At 40.5% G+C, this 21,748-nt stretch carries 16 protein-coding genes; 11 read left to right on the plus strand and 5 right to left on the minus strand.

All coding sequences use genetic code 11. The features are described from left to right. Positions 1-58: 58 nt before the first annotated feature. A complete protein-coding gene (locus ACTQ9S_RS02970; protein WP_350657013.1) occupies positions 59-1,432 on the minus strand; it encodes a DUF1501 domain-containing protein in 1,374 nt (457 codons plus the stop codon). 27 nt (positions 1,433-1,459) lie between these two features. Continuing rightward, positions 1,460-3,031: a DUF1800 domain-containing protein gene (locus ACTQ9S_RS02975; RefSeq protein ID WP_440453645.1), complete on the minus strand. Its 1,572-nt coding sequence runs from the start codon at positions 3,029-3,031 to the stop codon at positions 1,460-1,462. Between the two features lie 55 nt (positions 3,032-3,086). On the opposite strand from ACTQ9S_RS02975, the gene ACTQ9S_RS02980 reads away from it, so the two are divergent. The 10 genes from ACTQ9S_RS02980 (at position 3,087) to ACTQ9S_RS03025 (ending at position 16,255) form a co-directional block, all read left to right on the plus strand. Then, entirely contained in the window at positions 3,087-3,539 is a 453-nt protein-coding gene (locus tag ACTQ9S_RS02980; RefSeq protein ID WP_440453646.1) for a hypothetical protein, read from the plus strand. A 753-nt stretch (positions 3,540-4,292) separates the two neighbouring features. Next, on the plus strand, positions 4,293-5,777 hold the full coding sequence (locus tag ACTQ9S_RS02985) for a dihydrolipoyl dehydrogenase (protein WP_440453648.1): 1,485 nt from the start codon (positions 4,293-4,295) through the stop codon (positions 5,775-5,777). 119 nt (positions 5,778-5,896) lie between these two features. Further along, on the plus strand, positions 5,897-7,084 hold the full coding sequence (locus tag ACTQ9S_RS02990; protein ID WP_227514047.1) for a mechanosensitive ion channel family protein: 1,188 nt from the start codon (positions 5,897-5,899) through the stop codon (positions 7,082-7,084). Between the two features lie 183 nt (positions 7,085-7,267). Next, complete coding sequence (gene rlmKL, locus ACTQ9S_RS02995; protein ID WP_440453649.1) at positions 7,268-9,574, plus strand: bifunctional 23S rRNA (guanine(2069)-N(7))-methyltransferase RlmK/23S rRNA (guanine(2445)-N(2))-methyltransferase RlmL; 2,307 nt, start codon at positions 7,268-7,270, stop codon at positions 9,572-9,574. A 251-nt stretch (positions 9,575-9,825) separates the two neighbouring features. Beyond that, positions 9,826-10,401 carry a TerD family protein gene (locus ACTQ9S_RS03000; protein ID WP_440453651.1) on the plus strand — a complete coding sequence of 192 codons (576 nt, stop codon included), beginning with the start codon at positions 9,826-9,828 and terminating at the stop codon, positions 10,399-10,401. A gap of 240 nt (positions 10,402-10,641) precedes the next feature. Beyond that, the gene (locus ACTQ9S_RS03005; protein ID WP_068036609.1) at positions 10,642-11,709 is read left to right on the plus strand and encodes a DUF475 domain-containing protein; all 1,068 of its coding nucleotides are present in this window, start codon (positions 10,642-10,644) and stop codon (positions 11,707-11,709) included. Positions 11,710-12,183: 474 nt separating this feature from the next. Next, entirely contained in the window at positions 12,184-12,759 is a 576-nt protein-coding gene (locus ACTQ9S_RS03010) for a TerD family protein (RefSeq protein ID WP_068036612.1), read from the plus strand. A 193-nt stretch (positions 12,760-12,952) separates the two neighbouring features. After that, the gene (locus tag ACTQ9S_RS03015; protein ID WP_068036615.1) at positions 12,953-13,705 is read left to right on the plus strand and encodes a TIGR00266 family protein; all 753 of its coding nucleotides are present in this window, start codon (positions 12,953-12,955) and stop codon (positions 13,703-13,705) included. Between the two features lie 153 nt (positions 13,706-13,858). After that, positions 13,859-14,467, plus strand: coding sequence for a TerD family protein (locus tag ACTQ9S_RS03020; RefSeq protein WP_068036617.1), 609 nt, complete (start codon positions 13,859-13,861; stop codon positions 14,465-14,467). Positions 14,468-14,821: 354 nt separating this feature from the next. Beyond that, positions 14,822-16,255 carry a YfcC family protein gene (locus ACTQ9S_RS03025; protein ID WP_068328482.1) on the plus strand — a complete coding sequence of 478 codons (1,434 nt, stop codon included), beginning with the start codon at positions 14,822-14,824 and terminating at the stop codon, positions 16,253-16,255. Positions 16,256-16,326: 71 nt separating this feature from the next. Here the strand turns inward: ACTQ9S_RS03025 and ACTQ9S_RS03030 are convergent, their stop codons facing one another. The 3 genes from ACTQ9S_RS03030 to ACTQ9S_RS03040 all read right to left on the minus strand — a co-directional run bounded on the left by ACTQ9S_RS03030 (position 16,327) and on the right by ACTQ9S_RS03040 (position 20,265). After that, on the minus strand, positions 16,327-17,064 hold the full coding sequence (locus ACTQ9S_RS03030) for a LytR/AlgR family response regulator transcription factor (RefSeq protein WP_440453653.1): 738 nt from the start codon (positions 17,062-17,064) through the stop codon (positions 16,327-16,329). A gap of 12 nt (positions 17,065-17,076) precedes the next feature. After that, the gene (locus ACTQ9S_RS03035) at positions 17,077-18,825 is read right to left on the minus strand and encodes a LytS/YhcK type 5TM receptor domain-containing protein (protein WP_082787225.1); all 1,749 of its coding nucleotides are present in this window, start codon (positions 18,823-18,825) and stop codon (positions 17,077-17,079) included. 123 nt (positions 18,826-18,948) lie between these two features. After that, positions 18,949-20,265, minus strand: a complete 1,317-nt coding sequence (locus ACTQ9S_RS03040) for a TerD family protein (RefSeq protein WP_440453655.1) — start codon at positions 20,263-20,265, stop codon at positions 18,949-18,951. 271 nt (positions 20,266-20,536) lie between these two features. Here ACTQ9S_RS03040 and ACTQ9S_RS03045 point away from each other — a divergent pair, with 271 nt between their 5' ends. Next, entirely contained in the window at positions 20,537-21,664 is a 1,128-nt protein-coding gene (locus tag ACTQ9S_RS03045) for an ATP-grasp domain-containing protein (protein ID WP_440453657.1), read from the plus strand. Positions 21,665-21,748: the final 84 nt, after the last annotated feature.

The raw sequence follows: 21,748 nt of genomic DNA on the forward strand, positions 1-21,748 counted from the left end.
CACTGATTAATATGTATCAGTACTAGTAAGGCTTCTTATATCTGCTATCGTTCTCTTACTAGACTCTCATAAACCCTAAATCTTGATTATTGAAATTGTGAAGATTGGGGGCTATCAGTCTTAAATCACTATTCGGTACGCCAAACCATTTAGCCAAAGTTGCGGAATACTGGTCAATAGAAGTGGTAGGTAACATTCTCCCTTGTCCTACATCTTCTGCCGTATCAAGGCCGATTTCAGGACTTTGACCATAAAAGTCTTTGCCATTTACCGCACCACCCATAATCATATGATGACTACCCCAACCATGATCAGAGCCGTTACCGTTACTACTAAACGTACGGCCAAAGTCTGATGCAGTAAAGGTTGTCACACTCTGAGTCATATTTAATTCTTCAGTCGCTTCATAGAAGCTTGCTAATGCATCATCAACTAATGACATTTGCTTGCCATGCCTACTTAATAAGCTAGAGTGAGTATCAAAACCTTTAAGACTCACAAAGAATACCTGTCTTTTCACACCAAAATTGCCGCGTGCTTTGATTAGCTTTGCAACAACCTCTAGCTGCTCAGCTAAAGAGTTATTGGCTGAAAACTGCGTATTCAGTTCGCCTGCACTTTCTAAAGCCGATGACATAGTGTATTCAGCGTCTATTGAACGCAATGTAACTTCATTAATATGGTTTTCCATAATATTGTCACGATTCGAGGTAATAAGCTCTCTAAAAGCCGATGCGCACTTTCGTGAACCATAAAGTCTGGCATTTTCTTGTGCTGGTGAAATGGGAATAATGCCATTTGATTCAATATTAAGTGGGATTGTTTTATCTCCCGTCAGAAATAGAGAGTCGTTAGCTGTACTAATACAAGAAAACATGGCTTGCGAGTTTTGATTCAAAATAAGATCACCGATCTTTCCACCCCAGCCTTCCTTAAACGCTTCAGAAGAAGTGCTTTGCCATATTTTTTTCTGTGTAGAGTGTGAAAACAGTATATTTGGCAGGGGTACTGTTTTTCTTTTGTATTCATCAAGCGAGGTTGGTTGAATTAAAGTACCTACATTTTGTAAGACCGCCAGTTTTTTTAGATGAAATAAGCTATTTAAACGTTGAAGGTTGGGATGAAAACCCCATTTTAGTCCGTCTGCTAAGCTTGATGATGGTATCAAAGGCAGAATCTTTGATTGGTCTATAGCAATACTTTGGCGTACGTCTTTATAAGTCTTGTAGTTATTCGAATCGAAAGGAATAAGGGTATTAGCCTGATCATTACCTCCATCTAAAAACACACAAACCAAGGCTTTATAATCTGTTGCCGTTGCTGCTGCTGCTTCAGCCATACCCATAAGATTTATAGTGAAAGGATTGGCAACGCCTGCTGCGGTTAGATATCCTAAACGCTTTAAAAATGCTCTTCTTGATAATTCACTCATAATAATAATTCGCTTCTAATAGTCTTTTTATTTCTGTACGAGATAATCTGGGCTAACCATAGTCATAAATATAGCTAAATGAATGCGATCCTCTTTCCAGTCGGGAGAATTATCAGTCAACTCTTTTAAAGCGAATCTTATTAAACCTATCGTTTTAGATGACATCTGACCGCCACATAAGATAAGGTTCAAGTGATCTACTAACTCTTCAGGTTGATCATATAACTTCATCTCTGTTCTATAATCTGGTGCTATCTCAATGACAGTTTCAATAAACCCATAAAAAATGCCTTTTTCGATCACACGTTTTATATGATTAATATAACCTACTGTAGAGGTCACATTATGTAGCTGAAGCTCTGGCGCGACCATCCCATTATCGATAAACGCATCTGTATTAGGCGTATAATCCATATCAAAAAAGTTAAATACTGAGGGTGCCCTAAGAGGACTTTGATTCAGGAACCATTTTCTACTACTGGTAGTACTCACCATCCACTCACCTGATTCGCTCTGACGATTACTAAAGGTATGAACCCATTGAATCAGCCTAACCATAGGCTCTCGAACCTTACCAATAGTTGGTTCATATATATCAGGAAGAATGCGAGCCTCTTTATCAGTTAAAATAGCTTCTAAAACTGACTTTAAGTTACCGCGCTCGCCTTTATTATCGCTATTAAAGATAGTAGCGACTCGCCTTACATAATTAGGGCTTGGATTACTGGTAACTAAACGCTGGATAATCTGCTTGCTTATGAACGGTCCAACATTGGGATGATTGAATAAAGTGTCGATCACGATATCTAGTGCTTGCTCGCCACTTGTGCCTTCAGGTACAGTCACCCCAAAAAAGCTTGCGCTACGAGTATCATGCCTGCTCCGTATATTAATCATAGGATTACGCGTGAATTCAACGTAAGTATCTGATTTATCAACGTTAGACCTATTATCTACCGTCCAACCAGTTAAAGCTCGAGCAATATTGGTGACGGTTTCTTGGTTATAAGTTTCTATCGGTTTGCCATTGCGTAATTTAGGTGTACCATCAAGATTCAACTCAACTAATCCAATGGTAAATAGCTGCATGACTTCTCGAGCGTAATTCTCATCTGGTCTGCGCCCTGAATCATTGGCTCTTCTACTGTGTCTTAAATCTAGATAGGCACCCATACCTATATTTAGAGTAATTGACTTCAATAAATCTCTAAAACTACCAAACGCATGCTTATTAAGTAGATCCCAATATGCAGCAGCTGCAAATGATGGATGAGGAAGGCTCAAGCCAATAGTGGACAATACCATAGTCTCAGATAGTGCTAATGCCATACGCTTACGTAAAGTATCTTTAGAAGACAGCAATTGTTGCCATGCCATCCAGTCTCCAGGTCTATCAGAATATTGATTTTTTTTAGTATTATGCCCTTCTTTCAATAACCAGTTATATCCCGTAATCTCGATTGGCATAGAAAATTGTTCATTTAACCATCGACTTATACCAATGCTTTTAAGATCTTCAATCTCTGCTTTGGTTGAAGAAAACTGCGCTTGCTGCAAAAACCTAGCAGCGTTAATATCATTCAGTGGTTCTATCCCCATAATATTATCTTCAGCTGGGCTGGTTGGATTAGAGCTGGATGCATCAGGGCTTGTCGTGCTAGGACCTGTCGTACTAGGACCTGTCGTACTAGGACCTGTCGTACTAGATCCTGTCGTACTAGATCCTGTCGTACTAGAGCCTGTCGTACTAGATCCTGTCGTACTAGATCCTGTCGTACTAGATCCTGTCGTACTAGAGCCTGTCGTACTAGATCCTGTCGTACTAGATCCTGTCGTGCTAGAGCCTGCCGTACTAGATCCTGCCGTACTAGAGCCTGCCGTACTAGATCCTGTCGTACTAGAGCCTGCCGTACTAGAGCCTGCCGTACTAGAGCCTGCCGTACTAGAGCCTGCCGTACTAGAGCCTGCCGTACTAGAGCCTGCCGTACTAGAGCCTGCCGTACTAGAGCCTGCCGTACTAGAGCCGCTTGATGAGCCACCTCCTCCACAACCGATGAGGAATAATGGCATAGAGGCTATGACAGGGTGTTGCATCTTAACCGGATAAAATCTCTTACTATCACTGGAATGTTTGAGATGAGTTTCTTTTAATGCGTTAGTAGGAGTCCATTCATTAATCGTAGATAAAGATGCTCTCTTGCCCACGTTTTCCATGCAATTGCCTTAAATAATAGGGTTTGATATGTTTCTTAATCTATATTCTCACTGATACACAGAAATCTTGATGCCATCTCTACCATGTTTAAAAAACGCAACTTATGGTCTTTTATTTCAATAAGTTAGAGCACAAGGCATTATATTGAATAAAAAAATCAGGTATTCTTTCGAATATCTGATTTTTTTCCAGACTGTCTTTTAACGTTAATTTGGTTTGCTATAATAAAAACGACATTTATATTTATGTCAGTAAAAAAAGATAAAGCACTTGATTAAGAATTGTGCAATTTGCATACCAAAACCCATCTAGCTTCTTTCATTAATATGACTTGTTAGTAATATTTATTAACAAATTAGCTTGCTTATTTATGATAGACGGTGTTTTTTTACGATAGATGGTTTTATTTTGAGGTAAAAAGTCATGTGGAAGTGACTGCAAAACTACTTTCGTTTAGCGTAGTTCCTATTCGAATCTAATGAACTAGTCAACATAGTCTTGAAAAAATGACTACACATTTTTGCAACAGCTTGCTACGTATAGATAGATGTATGACGTTAAGATAACCTTTAATATTGAAAGCTATTATTAAAAATAATCGACTACTGAAGTATTAATCTGAATACCTAATTAATTGAGGACAATATGAGCAAATCATCTAATGAAACCAATGGCAACGTCACTCGTAAGGTAGATGTAGCTGTAATTGGCGCTGGCACTGCGGGCCAAAACGCCTTTCGCCAAGCCAGAAAAACCAATGATAACGTTGTCATTATTAATGATGGATTTTGGACAACGACTTGTATCCAAGTTGGCTGCATGCCGAGTAAGCTATTAATTGCAGCGGCTGATCGTGCATACGAGGCCAACCATTCTGCAGATTTCGGTATTCATGCTACTGCTCAGATAGATGGCAAACGAGTGATGGAGCGGGTCCGTGATGAGCGTAGCCATTTTGCCAGCTATATCAAAAAACAGGTCGAAGGCTGGCCTGAAGATAAAAAAATAGATGGCCGTGCTCATATCAATAAGCAAGGACTGATTGAGGTAAATGATGAGCTGATAGAAGCTGAGAAAATCATCGTCGCTACTGGTAGTTCAACATTCATTCCAGATGGCTGGGCTGATAGACTTGGCGATACCATGATAACCTCTGACACTGCCTTTGAACTTACCGACTTACCAAGATCCATGGCAGTGGTCGGTTCAGGTGCTATTGGGTTAGAGCTTGCTCAAGCATTTCAACGATTGGGCGTAGATGTAACAGTATTTAATCGAGTCAAACGGGTGGCTGGGCTTAAAGATCCTGATATTAGTAATAAAGCCATCGATTGCTTAAGTCGCGAATTAACGATGCATCTAGGCAGTAAAATCAATGATGTGGGTACCCAAGTAGCAGATAATGCTAAAGGGTCGATTGCTTTCATTGATTATGAAGATAGTGCTGGTCAGTCACAGCAATGGCAAGGTGAGTATGTACTGGTCGCAACTGGTCGCCGTAACAATATCGAGCAATTGGGCATTGAAAACCTAGGTGTTGAGCTTGATGATAAAAACCGCCCAAAACAACTAGATAAAAAGACCGGACAAATCGGTAATCTTGATGTTTATATCGTTGGTGACGCTAATGCGAATATCCCTCTATTACACGTGGCCAGTGATGAAGGGTATAGTGCGGGCAGTATGGTTTGTAAAAACGAAGCGGATGCTTATATACGTCCACCTGCTATTCCTTTTTCAATCGTTTTTTGCTCACCACAAATTGTCAACGTTGGCCTGTCTCTACCAGAAATCCAGCAAAATCCAGATCTTGAATATGTGGTTGGTAGCGTCAGTTTTGATAATCAAGGACGTAGCCGTGTGATGGGAGTCAATTGTGGCCTATTGCACATCTATGGTTGTAAAAAGACTGATAAAGTTCTAGGCGCTAGTATGGTTGGTCCTGATGCCGAGTATATCGGACATATATTAGCCACCGCGATTACCAATGATTTAAGCGTCAAAGCATTACTTGATACCCCTTTTTACCACCCTACTATTTTGGAAGGTCTACGCACTGCTCTACGCGATGTACAGCATAAAATGAAAATACCTTATCAATCTCAAGATGCACAGGAAGATAGCTTTTAATCACCTGCTCGGTTACACTTTCAAATAAGAGATAGGCGTAGTGCCAGCCATGACTCAGGTCATGGTTGATCGGTATTAAGCTGACAGAATTTGAAACTTAACTTTGCATGGACAAGACGATGGCAATTGCTGGTATTACTGATTTTTTTGAAGAGATTATCCGTGACCTGCATACTAGCTTATATCTTGCTCTTGGTGGCTCAGTAGAGGAAGACTCTTTCGATTGGTCCTCTCAAGCGGTAGAGTTGGTTAGCACTGGCATCAAAATCCTAATACTGCTTGCGATATTAGGATTTTTTTATTGGCTGACCATTTATATTATTAAACACAATAAAGCACGCTTTCGCTTTAATGAACGCCGTAACAATATTGCACGTTCAGTGCTGCGTTACATATGGGTGGTTGCCAGCTTAATCGCAATTATGAGTCAGATTAACTTTGAGCCAAGTACTGTCAAAGCTACAGCAAAAGCCAGTACTTGGGCGGGTATCTACTATATATTATGGGCATCATCGGGACAAATTATTCATAGAGTATTGCAACATTATGGCCTTAATGCTTCTATTGAACAGCTACTTAAGAATATTTTATCTGTACTGATTTGGGTACTGGGACTGGCCAGCGTCATGGCACAATTTGGCTTCGATATTGTGTCGCTGGTAGCTGGTTTGGGCATCGTTGGCTTGGCGGTTGGCTTTGCTGCCCAGTCAACGCTCGCCAACTTTATCGCTGGTATTACTATTTTGCTTGAACAATCATTTCAAGTTGGCGACTGGATTAATATCAACGACCAAGAAGGACGCGTTGTCCTCATTTCGCTGCGTACAACCCATATCTTAACTCGAGATAACATCACCGTTATTATCCCAAATTCTAATGTAGCCTCGTCCGAGGTTACCAACCTAACCTCCAAAAACTTTATACGATTTGATATTCGTATGCGTATTGCTTTTGAGGATGATATTGACACTGCACGCAAGGAGATCTTGCAAGTACTTACTGACACCGATGTAGTACTCAGTCGTCCTGAAACTTCAGCAACAGTAGCGGAGATTGGCGAATACGGAGTGTTTTTTATCGTGCGTTTTTGGGTTAAGCCAGCCGCCGTGGCTCGTATGCCCAAAATTAAAGAAGGCCTACAAGAAGATATCAAGCGCGCTTTTGATGCCGCGAATATCTCAACCCCCTACCCTCATATGCGTTTACTCATGCCAAAAGACGTCGATTATCCTATCGCTACTAAACCCTTTGCGACCACGACTCAGATCGTATCAGAAGAAGTTTCAATGACAAAGAATGATAAGTAACGGTATTAGAGTGTATGAATTTTTTACATCTCAAACACAGCCTTTTAAACCAAGTATTTTTGGGTTAAGAGCTTTTAAACATAACCACTTTAAACCATCCTATCTTGAAATATGGTAAAATTACCGGTTAAACATCTTATTGTATGATGTGCATTACTTATTAATTTAGCCACAGGTATCCGTATGACCGAAACAACCTCGCCCGCATCTTCAACAGCTTCTTCGCCAGAGTTGTCGCTTGACCTTATCATTACCTGCGCCGATGGGCTTGAGGCACCGCTACAAACTGAGCTGACAAGCTTTGGGATTGCAAGTGACATTAAAAGTACAGGTCGTCTGACCGTTACAGGTACGTTACGTGATCTCTATACGATTTGCCTCTGGTCACGGGTGGCCTCGCGAGTATTGATGTTAATTAAACGCAAAAACATCAATACTGAATATGATGTGGCTGAGCAGCTTTACGGTCTGGCAAAATCGGTCAACTGGACTGAGCAATTTAGCTTAGAGCAAACGTTTGCTATTCGTCTATCTGTCGATAAGCGCGTTGCCGTCAGTCAGCAGTTTGCTATGCTGCGTATCAAAGATGCGATTGCGGATACTTTTAATGAAGTTTATGACAGTCGTCCTAACGTTGATAGTAAAAACCCAGACTTTTCTGTGTTTGCAACTGTCAATGATAAACAAGCTGAGCTGTATCTAGATTTATCAGGTACCAGTTTGCATCGCCGTGGTTATCGCGTGGCAATGACAGAAGCGCCATTAAAAGAAAACTTGGCAGCGGCTTTGCTCTACAGCGCAGGCTGGCATAAGAAAAACGACGCTGGCAATGCGCCTTTCTATAATGCTTTGGTCGATCCGATGTGTGGCTCTGGAACATTTATCATTGAAGCGCTGCTCATGCATTGCGATTATGCGGTTGGTATCGATAAAGCCGCCAATCAGTTTGGCTTTTACCAGTGGCAACATCATGATGATGCATTATGGCAACAGATGATTGGTGATGCCCAAACACGCTTCCGAGAAGCCTTAGCAATCGCTAACGAGCAGCCAGATACCCTACCGCTAATTTTGGGTTTTGATGCGGATAGTGGCGCAATTCTCGCGACAGAAAAGAACCTGATTGCTGCAGGTTTGCAAGATTTGCTGCCGCTACTTGACCTTGAGACTCGCGCCCTCGATCAACTAAGTACTGTTCTAAAGCCGCTGGCCGACGATGGTAGATTAAGCAATCCTTTAATCATTACTAACCCACCTTATGGTGAGCGTTTGGGTGATGAAGAAATGATTAAGCCGTTATATCAAGCATTAGGGCTTATCTTACAAGATAGCTTTGCAGGTAGCGGTGTCGATCCGATGCTTGGCATATTGGCCTCAAATGTCGAACAGGTTGATATCTTACCGATTAAAGAACCAAAAACGTTACGTTGTCATAATGGTGCTATCACTGTTTATTTCCGCTATGGCATCCTGATCGCTGGGCAAACGGGCAATCTCGTTAGTCGCTTTGAGAAGCGTGAGATTGAAGTGGAAGATGGACAGGACTTTATTAATCGCTTGCAAAAAAATCTTGCCAAACTTAAAAAGCTCGCCAAAAAAGACAACGTGAGTAATGTGCGTGTCTACGATGCTGACTTGCCTGACTTCAAAGTCGCTATCGACTTATATGGCGATTATGCACACGTGCAAGAATATGCACCGCCTAAAACCATTCCACCTGAAACAGCCAAAAAGCGCTTTAATTTGGCGTTGATGGGTATTCGTGAAGTGTTCGACATTAACCGCGAACAAATCTTTATCAAAACTCGTGCGCGCCAGTCTGGTAATGACCAATATAGCAAACAAGGCAATGTCGAAAAGCGTGGCAAATTTTATGTGGCTCGTGAAGACGGCGCGTACTTTTATGTCAACTTCACTGATTATCTCGATACAGGTCTTTTCATTGACCATCGCAATATGCGTGCGCGTATCAAAGACAACAGTCGTGGCAAAGCCGTACTGAACTTGTTTGCCTATACTTGTACGGCTAGTGTGCACGCGGCATTAGCTGGTGCTAAAAAAGTCACCAGTGTTGATTTATCACAGAATTATCTAGATTGGGGCAAGCAAAACTTTGTGCTTAATGGTCTGGACGTTAGTCGTAGCAAATATCAATTTGTAGCTGCTGATATCTTTGAGTGGATTAAAGACAATACCGAGCAATTTGACATTATCTTTATTGATCCACCGACCTTTTCGAACTCTAAAAAGTTCCAAGGTACTTTTGATGTGCAGCGCGACCATGCTGCTCTCATCAATCGTGCAATGAATCGCTTAACCTCTGATGGCGTATTGTATTTTTCTAACAACTTTACCCGCTTTGAGCTGGATGAGCAGTTGACCGAACGTTACGATATTATCGATATTACCCAAAAAACGATTGGCTTTGATTTTAATGTTAAAAAACCGATTCATCAAAGTTTTGAGATTCGTCACCGTCAGAGTTTATAAGGCAATAGACAATTGAAAATAGTAATCAAAGCAGTTTAAGCCGCTAAATTTTAGGTTTTATAGTCAATTTTATATTAAACGCAACAATGACCTAATCTGCTTTGATTGGGTCATTTTTTGTTGTTATGATAGAGCGTTATTAAGCGTTGGTCTTGCGCCAGTTTTGGCTCAACATCGCTTTTTCTTGCACAATCTTAATCTCAAATCTCTCAACAAAACGTTTAACTTCCCCTAATAACAAGGACAATCCCATGGCTTTATCACTTAATAAAGGCGGTAACTTATCGCTAACCAAAACTGACCCAAATTTAACTAAGCTGCTTATCGGTCTTGGCTGGGATGAGCGCGCAACTTCTGGCGCTGAGTTCGATCTTGATGCCAGTGTCTTTTTGCTAAGCACGGCTGGCAAAGTACGCGGTGATCATGACTTTATCTTTTATAACCAGCTTAAGTCTGACAATGGCGCGGTTGAGCATACTGGTGATAACCGTACTGGCGAAGGCGATGGTGATGATGAACTCGTCAAAGTAAACCTGACCCAAGTACCTGCTGACGTTGATAAAATCGTCGTAACCGTTACTATTCATGATGCTGCTGCTCGTAGTCAAAACTTTGGCCAAGTAGCGAATGCTTTTATCCGTGTGGTTAACGAAGAGACGGGTACTGAAGTCGTACGTTTTGATTTAGCAGAAGACTATTCTGTTGAGACTGCCATGGTATTTGGCGAAGTTTATCGTCATAACGGTGAGTGGAAATTCCGTGCCGTTGGTCAAGGCTACTCAGGTGGCTTACAAGCGATGTGCCAGCAATATGGTGTTGATATCTAAGTTAGTACTTAAACTGATATTAGAATAGTTATCACATCCAAAATATGAAGTAGCTACTTATCAGCTATCAATATTTAATATAGTTGCGAAACAGTCACAATTATTGTTAGCCAAACGACTAGTAATGCTTTATGTTTCGTTTAAAATTATGCATAAAAAGTGGTTAGCAATAGCCGCTTTTTTGTGGTTAGTGTCTATAATAGGCCGACCTTAGCTTTACGCAACCAGACAGGATGTGTCATGAGACATTTTTATTTAGACTTTATCTTCACGGCCATTGCCTTAGCGGTAGCGGCGTGGTGGGGATATTCACATGGCGGTATGGGCGGCTTGATTGCCACCCTATCTATTACTGCTATTTTGGCCGTCATGGAGATTTCATTATCATTTGATAATGCGGTGGTCAACGCCTCAGTCCTTAAAGGCTGGGACGAATTTTGGAAAAAGATTTTCTTAACCGTTGGTATTTTAATCGCGGTATTTGGTATGCGCTTGGTCTTCCCTATTGTCATCGTCGCGGTTACCGCTGATCTTGGCATGATGGAAGTGATCAACTTAGCCTTGTATAATCCTGAAGAATACTCAGCAAGATTAATGGCACATCATGCTGAAATCTCAGCATTTGGTGGTATTTTCTTATTGTTGGTCTTCTTAAACTTCGTATTCGATGATAAAGACGTGCACTGGTTTGAGTGGCTTGAGAGTCGCTTGGCTAAACTCGGCAAAGTCGATGCTATGAGCGTATTCGTCGCCCTTATAGTCTTAATGATTGCCGTAACATGGGCCAGTGCAGAGCAAGCTTCTGCGGTATTAATCGCTGGTGTTTGGGGTATCCTAGTTTACCTTGGCGTACAGGTTATATCTGGTATGCTTGAGGGTGATCTTGAAGAAGATTTAGAAAACGAAGAAAGTGGCTCAGGCGCAGCGGCGACTAGCGCTATTATGAAAGGTGGTATTATCGGTTTCTTATACTTAGAAGTCCTTGATGCCTCGTTCAGTTTCGATGGTGTTATTGGTGCATTTGCTATTACCAATGACGTTATTGTCATTATGCTAGGCCTTGCTATTGGTGCAATGTTCGTGCGTTCTATGACCATCTTCTTAGTAGACAAAGGCACGCTTGATGAGTTTATCTACCTTGAGCATGGTGCACATTATGCTATCGGTGCATTAGCAATTATCATGCTACTATCGGTGAAATTCCATGTGCCAGAGATTATTACTGGTCTTATTGGTATTGCCTTTATTGGCTGGGCATTGCTTGCCTCACTTAAGTACCGTAAGGAAGAAGCGAAATCTATCACTTGAGGTTAGTTGGACATTAAATATAACTCCACTTAATTTAAATTGATATCGAACTAACAACAGGCTATACCAATACGTTTGGTATAGCCTGTTTTCGTTTTTGGGTAAACTTTTAATATTTCTTACATTAATACTCTTATAAAATTATTTGTCATTTTATTATGATGTTTTCTACGCAATTTGCGACTATTGATGAATTTACTTTTTGATAACAATGTCTTAACGACTATTGCTGGGATTGTTAAAAAGTATCAGAGATGCATGATTATTATGTCCCTTAGTAAGCATATGGTAAGCTCACAAAATTCGCCTTGCTTAGTGGGCAAACGCTTAGTATAGTAAAACGTAATGATATGCAGGACGTGGCGTGCAGGTAAATATACTTACTGTTTGCTCTTACGGATAAATTACTGCATTATTTTTAGCTCATTTGTTCAAAACCCAATCCACTCAATTATTAATCTAAAGGATATTTATATGGCTATTAGCTTAACGAAAGGCGGCAACGTAAACTTATCAAAAGAAGCACCAGGTTTAACCAATATTACTGTTGGTCTTGGCTGGGATCCACGCGCTACTGACGGTCAAGAATTTGACTTAGACGCTATCGGCTTTTTGGTTAATGAAGCAGGCAAAGTCCGTAACGACCAAGATTTTATCTTCTTTAACAACTTAAAGTCAGACAATGGCGCAGTTGAGCATACTGGTGATAACCGTACCGGTGAAGGCGATGGCGATGATGAAAAAATCAAAATCAACCTTGCTAGCATTCCTTCTGATGTCAGCAAAGTAGCTATCTGCGCTATCATTTATGAAGGTCAAAACCGTAATCAAAACTTCGGTCAAGTGGCTGAAGCTTATATTCGTGTTGTAAACGACAATGGCGATTCTGAAATCGCACGCTACGACCTATCAGAAGATGGTAGTACTGAAACTGCGATGATCTTCGGTGAATTGTATCGTCACAGTGGCGATTGGAAATTCCGTGCTGTTGGTCAAGGCTTCAGTGGTGGTCTTGGACCATTAGCAGCCTCTTATGGCGTAAATGTTTAGTTTTTGACTCTAATCGTTTATAAGTACAAGAGTTCAGTCGGATAGCTGATTGCACTCTATATAAGCTATCAAGTGTGTTAAAAGCACTTGATAGCTTTAAAAGTAAATGGACCTTGAAAAATTTTATTTAAAGACTAGTGTTTGAAAATAAATCTTAAGATAAACCAAGAACTAGAATAAGGATTTGCTACCCATGACTGCCACGTTTAGCCTAATCGGTACCATTGAGCCATTTTTGCATTGCAACCTTAAAAAAGGCGATTCGATTTATTGCGAAGCTAATGCAATGGTGATGATGGAATCCAATCTTGAGCTTAAAGGTAAGTTGCAAGGCGGCTTGGTGCAGTCATTAATGCGCCGTTTCGCTAATGATGAATCACTTTTTCAGCAGCAGATTGAAGCGGTCAATGGTGAGGGCGATTGTTTGCTTGCGCCTACCCTAGACGGTGATATGCAAATTATTGATGTTGGCAAGCAGCAATACACGTTGAGTGACGGTGCTTTTGTTGCCGCCCAAACTGGCGTGGATATCAGAGCGAACATCCAGCGCAACCTTGGCGGAGCTGTATTCGGTGACACTGGTGGCTTTATGGTTATGCAAACCCAAGGGCAAGGTCAGGTCGTGGTATCGGGTTTCGGCTCGCTATTTGAGATTGACGTAACTCCAGATAAAGACGTTATCATCGATAACGGTCATGTCGTCTGCTGGGATTCAAACCTAGATTATAAGCTGTCGGTCTCTACCAGTAAGAAAAAAGGTATCATGAGTAACATTATCAATTCGGTCACCAGTGGTGAAGGTATGGTTTTGAACTTCTCAGGTACAGGTAAGGTTATCATCTGCTCACGCAATCGGGACAGCTATCAAGGTTGGCTACAAAGCATCTTGGGTACTAGCTCAGGGGGTCGCGGCGGTAGTGGTGGCTTTCTAGACAATATCTTATAACTAAATTTTTAAACTATTCCACTCACAATTATTATAATACCATTCACAAAAACTAGAGTAGCGAGGAAAACGAGTGCAAGTACTACGTCTTGTAGACTAAGCAAGTTTGACACAGCTAATCATATTTTTTGGAGTTGGTATAAGGATCTTATCATGGCAGTTAGTTTACAAAAGGGTCAAAAAATATCCCTAAGCAAAGAAGCTGGTGGCAACCTTACCCAAGTGAAGCTAGGTCTTGGTTGGGATGTCGCACAAGGACCTCAAGACAAAAAAGGCGGCTTCTTAGGTAAGTTGTTTGGCGGCGGCACTGGCGGCGACTCTATCGACTTAGATGCTTCATGCATTATGTTTGATAGCAATAAACAGCCCGTCGATGCTATTTGGTTCAGTCAGCTTAAATCAAAAGATGGCAGTATCGTTCATACAGGTGATAACCGCACTGGCGATGGTGACGGTGATGATGAAGTAATCAACGTTGATCTGTCAAAAGTACCTGCTGATGTGGTGTCATTGGTCTTTACCGTTAATAGCTTTACTGGACAGACGTTTGAAACAGTAGAGAATGCATTTTGCCGTATCGTCAATGCTGATAATAACTCAGAAGTAGCACGCTACAACCTATCTGCACAAGGTAGTCATACGGCAATGGTTATGGCAAAAGTATACCGCCACAACGATGAATGGAAGATGCATGCTATTGGCGAAACCGCTTCTGGTCGCACGTTCCATGATTTGATGCCTGCTATTACACCGCATGCATAAATAGATCGCTATTATAGTAGCGTATAGAATGTCAAAAAAGCCCAGTTATTTATAATAGCTGGGCTTTTTAATTTGCAAATTATTAATATTAAATTAAAGCTCTTTGATTATTTCTCTCTACTTCCTCTTTCTACCACACTTATCAGCTAAAACTTCAATAGGAGGTTTTATCACTCTCCTGATAACTTCTAAATAGTATAGAAGTGTGCAACTCGTTACTCATAATGTACAACTGGTCACCTATATGCTCATCTCGTACGTCTCACGACACTATAAGCCGTTTCTATATTACAGTTTAGTTTCTATTGAAAGATACATCACATTCTCTAAAACGGATTATTTGGAGTAAACGGCATGTCAAAGAACAAAATTGATAATACAGATTTAGTGAGTACGCAAAAGAAAAAATTTGAGATGCCGCATATTTACGTCATATTATTTGTATTTAGTGCTATTGCAGCTATTCTTACGCACTTTGTACCCTCTGGCAAATACGACCGAGTTCTTGGGCCAGAAGGTAGAACAACCATTGATGCCACGTCCTACCATCTTATAGAGCAAACTCCAGTTGGTGTCACCGAATTTCTAACTGCGGTGCCTAGAGGTCTTATCGATGCAGGTGAAGTCGTGTTCTTCACATTTATTATCGGTGGTATGTTTATGGTACTTAGAAGAACAGGAATTATCGAAGTTGCTGTTGATAAGCTAGCTCGAAAATTTGCAAATAACGGCTTGCTATTAATAGCAGTACTAACAACAACATTTGCTTTTATTGCCACATTAATTGGTACACCGGAATTATCATTAGTATATATTCCAGTCATTATGCCCTTAATTATTGCCTTAGGATACGACTCGGTAACGGCTGCTGCAATTGCACTATGTGGAACTGGTGCTGGTTTTAGCGCCGGTGTGCTCAACCCAATCAATACGGGGCTTGGACAAAAGTTATCTGGACTACCAGTATTCTCAGGAATGGGATTACGTTCAATCGTATTCGTTTTAGCAGTCACTACAGTTATTTTCTTTATTATAAGATATGCAAAGAAAGTTAAAAACAATCCATCTAAAAGTTACGTCTATGAAGAGGACAGTGAAAAGAGAATAGAGTTTAATCAAATTGTCGGCGGTACTGCTCTTACCATGTCATTTCGTCAAAAGCTAGCTGCATACGCAATGCTTATTCTATCCGTAGTACTAGTATACGGAGTACTTAAGCAGGGTTGGTTCATGGTAGAGATGTCCGGACTATTTGTCATCATGGGCATCGTAGTTGGAATGATTGCTGGTCTTAAGCTTACTGAAATATGTGATGGGTTTAACCAAGGCTTTAAAGATGTATTAATGGGAGCATTCATTGTTGGCTTAGCTCGTGCAGTTGCTGTAGTCTTAGAAGATGGCAATGTTATGGACACAATTGTACATTCTTTAGGCGTATTAGTTGGAGATCTACCTCCTGAGCTTGCAGCTGTTGGCATGTACTTTGTTCAAACAGCAATTAATTTTGTGATCTCTTCTGGTAGTGGACAAGCCCTTGTTACTATGCCTATTATGGCGCCACTTGCTGACCTTGTAGGTGTAACTAGACAGACTGCAGTTCTAGCCTATCAACTTGGTGATGGCTTTACTCATGTTCTTTTCCCAACTAGTGGATATTTTATGGCAGCATTAGTTATCGCTGGTGTTCCTTATCAAAAGTGGTTACGCTTTTTCTTACCTATTTTTGCAGTTTGGGCCATGATTGCCATTGGCGCGCTAATTATCGCTCAGATTATTGGTTGGTCATAACTGACAATGAGATAATCTCATTCACAAATAAGAGGGATAGAGGTTTCCTACATCTATCCCTCTTATTCATATTATAATCCAAGCGCTTTTTTGATTGCTTTAACGTACGAGCGACTTACCGAGATTTTAGAGCCATTTTTTAGTACAATTAAATAAGTTCTATTGAACCAAGGCTCTAAAATTGCTATCTGTTTGATATTAACGATATAACCTCTATGCACTTGGATAAAATTACTACCAAGTTTTTCCTTCATTTTATAAAGTAAGGTATCTGTCAGGTATTTTTTTTCTAGAGTTTGAATATAAGCTTGACGATTTTCAGTACCAATATATAGAATATCTTTAGTATCGATGACAATGATTCGATCATTTTCTTTTACTGTAATGCTATGTTTTTTCTCTTTATTTATTGAGGGTACGAGTTCAACATTATTCTCTAAATGAGACGTACTATTCAAGTTTGCTAACTTGTCCACCGCTTTTAGTAGCCTGACTTTATCAATGGGCTTAACGATATAATCTATAGCATCAAGCTCAAAGGCGTCTAATGCGTACTCACCATAAGCAGTTACGAATACAACCATAGGACGTTTTTTCATATTGTTAAATTGCTTTGCAAGATCAAGGCCGTTACCATTTTCAAGTTCTATATCCAAAAACACAGCGTCGGGTTGCTTCTCATTAATATCCCATAACGCCTGATGCGTGTCTTCTGCCTCACCGATCACTTTTATCTTCCCTGTATCATGTAGAAGATAAATCAGCTCTTGCCTAGCTAATATCTCATCCTCAATAACATACACATTCATCCGCATTCTTCCCTAATCTTTAGCTGGCAATATAATTGAAACACAAGTTCCTATACCAATATCACTATCTACACTAAAGCGGACCTCTTGATTATACAATGCTGTCAGTCGTTCTTTTATATTAAAAAGTGCAGTACCACTTCCATCTTTAGACGAGGTTACAACACGCTCACCTAAATCCACTATTCGGTTTGATTCAATACCAACGCCATTGTCAGATACTTTGATTGAAATTAAGATCTCTGATACTTTTTTAATTTCAATACAAACCGCACCTTTTACTTGTAACCTTTTAAATCCACCATGCTTTATCGCGTTTTCAACTAAGGGTTGAATGATAAATGGAGGAATAAGATAATCCATTAAATCAGAATCTATCTCTATACGCATCGCAAACTTGTCTGGAAAGCGAGCTTGCTCAATAGCTAAATAGGCCTGTACATTATCCATTTCTTTATGGATAGGGACCAAAAAATCGCCAATACCTGTCAAATTATTTCGTAAATAAGTTGATAAATGTACTAATAGATTTCGCGCCAGCATTGGATCAATTCTACATAAAGCGACGATAGTATTAAGAGCATTAAATAAAAAATGCGGTTGCAGTTGGGATTGTAGTGATTCGATTTTTGCACTTTGTAGTAGTTGGTTATGACGCTCAATCTCACCAAGCTCTAACTGATTTGAGAACAGCTTCCCTAATCCTTCGATCAACTCTTTTTCGACGGAAGTAATGTGTGCTGAGCTTCTATAGTAGAAGCTCAGGGTACCAATTACCTTATTTTTTACGCAAAATGGGACTACCACAGAAGCTCTACTATTAGGTTTATTCGAAAACAGCCATTTTGACTTTGATTCATTTAATACGGATTTGCCCGTTGCTAAAACTAACTTACGCGAAATCAAATCTTCTTTATCATTTCTCTTTTGATTGGTTACTTCTCCAGTATAAGCCAGTTCACGTAACCCTCTAGTAATCGCTACATGCTCTACAGCAGTTAATTTTTTAATAATTTCTGTACTTTTTTTAGCCGAGTTTTCATTCAAACCCGATCGAAATAAGGAAAAGGTTTGATCAGCAATTGAGAATGTTTTGACCGTTTGATTTGCTCTCGTTCGCTCTTCTTCTTGTATGGCATTATAAAAAATCATCGCACAAATCCATATACCAATACTATTTATAATGATAATTGGGGGACCTGTAAAACTAATTAATGTAAGAGCAGCAGTATGATCGGCAGTTAAGACTGGAATGACTAAAATTTGAATGGTTAAAATAACAATACTAATAAAAAACATATATTTGGGCTTGATTAAACCTACTCCGCGCCACTTATATCCAAACCATCCTGCAAGGCAACCGCCTAAAATAGATACCCAAAAAGTAGCGCTGCTGATAAAGCCACCCATTAGTAAGCGATGAGCTCCTGCAATTAGAGAGGCTCCTACACCAACTATCGGACCTGCAAAAAATCCACCGATAATGATGCCAATATTTCGTGTGTCCACTACTGCATTGTTTGATTGAAGAGTAGGGTTCCATAAATCAGATATAATGGTATGGTTCCCTGGTTCTACAACAAGGGCCGTATAATTACCAATTACTCCAAACATACCGAATATCATGGTTAAGAAAAATAAGTCAACTATTCCAACTCGGTGGTAAATCATTTTTCTAAAGATAGATAGTCTAGTTATCAAAAAAGCAATAGTGATAATAAGGGTCATTCTTGATAGCATTTGTGTCAGTATTTCCCACATCGAACTCTCTCATTTCTATAGTGGATATAAACCTTTTAGCACATAAGAATCAACCTAATAATTACCATCAGATTTTTCACTAGACCGCAATCATAACTGGTATGTCAAGTAAAGCTGAAGCGCCTACTTGCGCCCACGCTTCCAACTAAATCCCCAGTTAAAGGCTTTGTCCATTTCTTGATGGCCTTTAAAATATTGGTTAATACGCTCAACATTGATACTACCTTGCTGGTTGACCAAACGTGCAATACCGCACATCGGCAAATTGCCTGTCCCTTCCGTTAATCGTGTTTCGATGGGTGGCTGATCTGGCACATGAATGGTCACTACCCCATCCGTTTGCGCCCAGTTCGGTGCACCTTCGTAGATAAAAGCAAAGATGAATACTTCCTCAATCTGTGACCACTGTTGACCATTAATATCAAGCCACTCACCGCCGCTGACTTGTCCGGTTCTATCATCAGCACGTAACAACACATAAGGCGCTGATTGTAGATTACCGAAGCGATTTCCCAAGGCTTGAATCAGTGTTTTTTCGCCATTTTTCAGATGAATCATTGCACCAACGTCGAGATCAATACCGCCTTTACCATGCTGCTTAAATAAATCGCCTAGCAAGCCTTTTTTAGGCGCTTGCTTGTCAATATTTGGGCGTTGGTTCCAGTTTAGGTTGACAGATATTTTGCCAAAATCATCGCGTTTTTTAAGATTAATACTAGATTGGTTTTTGGTTAAGGTGATTTTGCTTAAATTGATTGAAGGGCTAGTGGAGCTTGTAGGAATCGGTGGTGGTGTACTTGCTTTATTTGCAGAACTGCCCGCTTTTTGCGTGTTAATAGGTCTTTGGGTATTGATAGGTTGTGACTGACCCTGTGACTGGTTTTGAGCTTGACTTTGCGCCTGACTTTGAGCTTGGGACTGAGTCGGCGCTTCATCAGCAATCTCAACACCGAAATGCTCAGACAACGGTTTAAGACCACCTTCAAAACCTTGAGCGATGAAACGAAACTTCCAGCTACCTTGCCGACGATAACATTCAGCTAAGATAATGGCTTTTTCATTACGTCCAGTGCTACTGAGCTGGCAAGTCATCAATATTTGGCTACCTTGCAGCACTTGAATATCTACATCGCCGACTTGAGCCAGTGTCTGCGCGCTAGAAAACGCAAGGGCAATCTTATCAATACTCGCGGGCTGCACAGGCAAGTTGATATCAAAAAACCCATCGCTATCATGACCTCGGAAACTCACGCTACCATCATCACTACGCGTCTGTCCATAAAATATCATGTCACCATCGCCGCGTACTTTACCTTCACTTGTTAGGCGATAAGCGGCACAATCGATAGCATTTTGGCTTAAAATTCTGATACTAATATTATCAGTTGGTAGTGGTGCATTAGCACCTGCAACCAGTTTTTGAGGTTGGGCTTGACTCATAATATGTCCTTTGAATTACTTATTATCTCGTTTTGTTTATTGTATTAACTATCTTCATATAGTAGCACGGATATTACTAGAGTTTTAATAAGCAAACTCGCTAAGTAAATAGTCAACAAACCGCCTTACAAATCCTTGATACTATTTCATCAGGAGCATTTATAACTGCTGGCAGTTGTATATAATGGAGCATACGCTAAGCAACCACTCTTTGATAATTATCTCGATTTATCTAACTACCTATAAAATTTATTATAACGCTGAGAGAACTATGGATAACCCTGAAAACACCAATCATAATACAACAGTAGCCGCTTGGTTAGCTGAAGGTCAATCCAGCCAGCGTGATATGTTAGCAAGCTTGCAATCCCTAAAAACCAGATCTGATACGCCATTTAATATCATTGCGTCCCATCGCCAAAATAGACCTGAGATTTTTGAATTTGCTGATAGTTTTTACCTTGAGCCATCTTTAAATCCCTTAGATGATAATGAGCAACCGATACCCGAAGCTATTATTCCACGCTGGCAATTTGTACTGGAACAAGCCAAGCAGCATAACGTGAAAGTGCTACTTACGGGTCGCAATGGTATCGACTACGAGGCGCAGCGCGAAGCATTTAGTGCGGCTGGTATTCGTCTATTGACAGGGGCAACTAGCGTAGCAGCATTAGAATCAATCGATGACAAGTTTGCCTTTATGCAGCATTGCCACTTGCATAATATTCCAGTTGCAGATGCGTGGCGTTTTGATAATACTGCTGAACTTGACGCTTTACTTGCCGAACATGGTCATCAACCCTTATGCGTTAAGCCTGTTACCGGTATATTTGCACAAGGATTTTGGCGACTTGATTCAGGTAAAGAAGAGGATGGGACCTACGATAGCTTTGAGCATCTGTACTTTACCGAAGAGAAGAAGATTAGTACCGACCAGTTTTTGAATGCCTATACTAATAGCCAAATGATACACGAACGCCCTATCCCAATGCTGTTGATGCCTTACTTATCCGGGCAAGAGTATTCTATCGATGTCGTGTGCGAATATGGTGAAGTCTTAGCAGCAATCACTCGCCATAAAACCGGTAAAATCCAGCACATCGGCTATGAGCGTTCAGTTATGAATGTCGTCATTCCATTGATTAAAGTTTTCGGCTGCGATGGTATCGTCAGTGTACAGACTAAGGCAGATGATACTGGCCAGCAGCGCGTCCTTGAGATTAACAGCCGCCCATCAGGTGGCATTGGTTATACGACTCACAGCGGTGTAGACTTAACGCAAGTAGGATTTTCCTATTGGTTAGGCTTAACCGAAAAACCTGATTTAGATGATATCATCCAGAAGATGACACCTTGTCAAGTACGCTCCATTATGACAAGTGTCATGATCGATGATTAGATGATTACCCTAAAAGTAGTGAGTTACAGCATCTAAAGGACTGAGCAGATTTTTTAAACAGTCAGGCACAAAAAAGGTTTTTAG

It is taken from the genome of Psychrobacter sp. ASPA161_9 (assembly GCF_051970275.1).
In the GTDB taxonomy this organism is placed as follows: Bacteria; Pseudomonadota; Gammaproteobacteria; order Pseudomonadales; family Moraxellaceae; genus Psychrobacter.